The organism is Microcoleus sp. Pol17C6, from assembly GCF_036701145.1.
In the GTDB taxonomy this organism is placed as follows: Bacteria; Cyanobacteriota; Cyanobacteriia; order Cyanobacteriales; family Microcoleaceae; genus Microcoleus.
The window spans coordinates 1-3107 of sequence record NZ_JAUBQH010000136.1 but is presented as its reverse complement, the minus strand read 5'-3'; the positions used below and the strand labels follow the sequence as shown (position 1 = coordinate 3107).

The window sequence follows — 3107 nt, the reverse complement described above, 5'->3', positions numbered from 1 at the left end:
GTAAAGTTGAGCATTCTCAATAGAAATAGCAATTTGTGCAGATAAAAGTTTTAACAATTCTAGGCGATCCGTAGTAAAAGCCCCCTCAGTCAAATTATTTTCCAAATAAAGAAGACCAGTCAGCTTACCTTGGTGCAACAGAGGAGTGCAAAGAATAGACTTCGGTTGAGTAGCTGCAATATAAGGATCGCGGGTAAATTGTCCCTCTTGGGCAGCATTATTTAACACCACATTTTCCTGAGTGCGAATCACATAATTGGCGATCGCACAAGCCAGCAAAGGAGTACCCCCAGAAGCTGCTGTCGGATTGAGAGGAAGCGATTGCAGCACACTAACTTCATCCTCATTCACCGAACCTTCCGCCTCTAGCGCCCAATTTCCCCCTTTTTCTAAAATCAAAAAACCTTTTTGCGCCCCCGCATTCTCGATCGCAATTTTCATCAATCTTTCCAGCAACCTACTCAAAACAATTTCACCCGAAATCGCTTGTGAAGCTTTCATCACAGTAGTTAAATCTAACGTCTCCCCCAAATTATTGCTAGTAGTCGCCGTGGTAGTGCGATTAACTTTAGTTTGAGTAGTTGTCTTCCCTGAAGTTCTCGCGATTAATTGAGGATATTTTTCCTCCAAACTCTCAACTTTACGTTTAGCACCCCAGTATTGGTAGCCATAGTGAGCTTTAGTCAAATAGATTTGGGCAAATTCTTCTTTACCCTTCCCCAACCAAAACTTAGCAGCAAGTTCCGCCGCCAGCGCTTCATTCTGAATAAAATCATCCTCTCTAGCCTCAGCTATCGCGCGATCGTACAAATCCATCGCCTCCAAATCTCGGCCTGAAATCCTCGCCATTTCTGCCCCCACTAGCGAGAATTTATGTGCGAAACTTCCCCAGCAGTTATCCGCCCAAATTTTGATTTGTTTCTGATTAGCTTCTAATTGCTCCCAGTAATCTTTTCGCTCCGACTCAGAAACCTCTGAATACAAAGCCGTTAAGATCAGACAACGGTAAAAATGATGGTGAGCACTAGAAATATGACCCATCAAATAATCAATAAGTTCAGCAGCGCGATCCGATGCTTCTAGCGCCTCACTATACAGTCCGTAAAGATATAAAGTCTGCGCTTTTAAAACATAAAACTCGCACAGCGCGGCCATACTTTTACGACTGTGAAAATTTTCTAAATGCTGTTCTTCGCTAACTTCATCCTCTTCGCCCATCAAATTTAAAATTGCTATCTTATTAGCAATAATAATATCAATCGCCCATAAATTTTTAGTTTGCTCGCAAAAATGGAGCGACTTGGCAATATCTTCCAAGAGATTATTTAAATTCATACCCTGGAAGAAATAGGTAATAGTTTGAAACATCCGGTTATAACCCGTCCATTGCAAATTGCCCGATTGCAAGCCAACTTTATAACCTTCGTTATTAATTTCCGCCGTAGTTTTGAGCGGTCTCACCCAGCAGTTTAAGTAATTGGCAAAAATCACACTATCTTGGCAATTTTGAGACAAGTTATTTGAATTTTCGCTCAGAGTCAGAGCGAGTCTGCCAAACTCATAAGCAGATTGGTAATCCCCTAAAATTGAATTCAGGATAATTCCATAACATGAATAGCAGTAAGACCCTCCCGCTACAAAACCGTACTTGAGAGAAAGATTAATCGCTTTAATCACAGTCAACTTCCACAGTTCTTGAGATGAAAAGAACGTTAGCGGCCCCATGTTGCCCAATAATTTCATGCCCATTAGTTGAGCCGGGTCTTTCATCTTTTCTGCATTAATTAATGAAGCAATTTCTTGGTTTGCCAAGTTGGCTTTAGCTGCCACCATTTCCGCATTAACCGCCTCGCTTAAATTATCTTCAGCCAAGTCTATGCCCAGCAATTGAAGGGCTTTTAATCCCGATTGAACTGCTGCTTCATATTTACTCAGCAGAGTGTACTGCACGATCAAAATGTTGTAAATTTCTGCCTTTTCTAGAGCAGATTTTGCCCGGGCAAATGCCAGTTCTATTAAAGCTTCTGATTCTTCAAAATTGCCGTTTAAATATTCGGCTTCTGCCAGCTCCTTATGAAAGGTAAAAGCTAGTTCGTAGGATTCTAGCCAAATATCGCCCGGTAAAATTTCTCGACCGATTTTTAAGTAGTCTCTGGCAGCAGCATAAGCCGTTGCATCTTTGGCTTTGCGAGCGGCTGTTAAATTTAAAATAGCTAGTTCAGTTTTCTCGTGATCATCAATGATTAAATTCCGACCCGAATTCAAATGATCGACAATTTCAAAAATTCTTTCGGCTTGTCGTTCAGGAGAAATATTTGCTAGTAATAGGCGACCAATTTGTAGGTGAATTGCGGTTTGCAACTTGGAGTCAATCAAAGCGTAACCCGACTGCTGCACGCGGTCATGCAAAAATTTATAAGTAGTAATTACTAAGTCAGAATTAATGATTTCTGATTCGGTAGCACCTAACTCAGAAGTAGTTAGAATCAATCCCTCTTGGATGGCTGGCAAGAGTTCTTTAAATGTGGCTGCCAAAGATTTTTCATTAATAATTGAGAGAGTGTTTAAGTCAAAACTATTACCCACGCAAGCAGCTAAACGCAAAACTTGCTGAGTTGATGTGGGCAGTTTTTTCAATTTGCCAATCATCAATTCAATGACGTTATCGGTAATACCTACTGATTCAATTTCGGAAATATTCCAATCCCAGTTGCTTTTTTGAAAATTGAATTTCAGGAGGTTTTCTTGATAGAGAGTTTTGAGAAACTGATTTACAAAAAAAGGATTCCCTTGAGTTTTATTGAGCACTAACTCTGCGAGGGGGAGCGCTGATGTGGTGTCTTTACGAACGGTATCAGCAATTAAGTTATTTATCTGGTGAAGGTGTAAGGGAGCTAAAGTAATTCGCTCGATTCTTGCACCTTGATTTTGCAGCTCATCCAAGGTCATCATTAAAGGATGAGATGGATTAACTTCGTTGTCTCGATAAGCACCAATTAGAAATAGATAATTGGTTTGCTCATCTGCCATCATTACTTGTAGTAATTTCAATGTAGCAGAATCAGCCCATTGTAAATCGTCGAGAAAGATGACTAAGGGATAGTCAA

1 protein-coding gene is annotated in these 3107 nt (G+C 40.4%); it reads right to left on the bottom strand.

The window, feature by feature from the left end; all coding sequences use genetic code 11:
• The coding region (locus tag QUA25_RS28950) for a GAF domain-containing protein (protein WP_333043124.1) at positions 1-3107 on the bottom strand (3107 nt) is incomplete at both ends.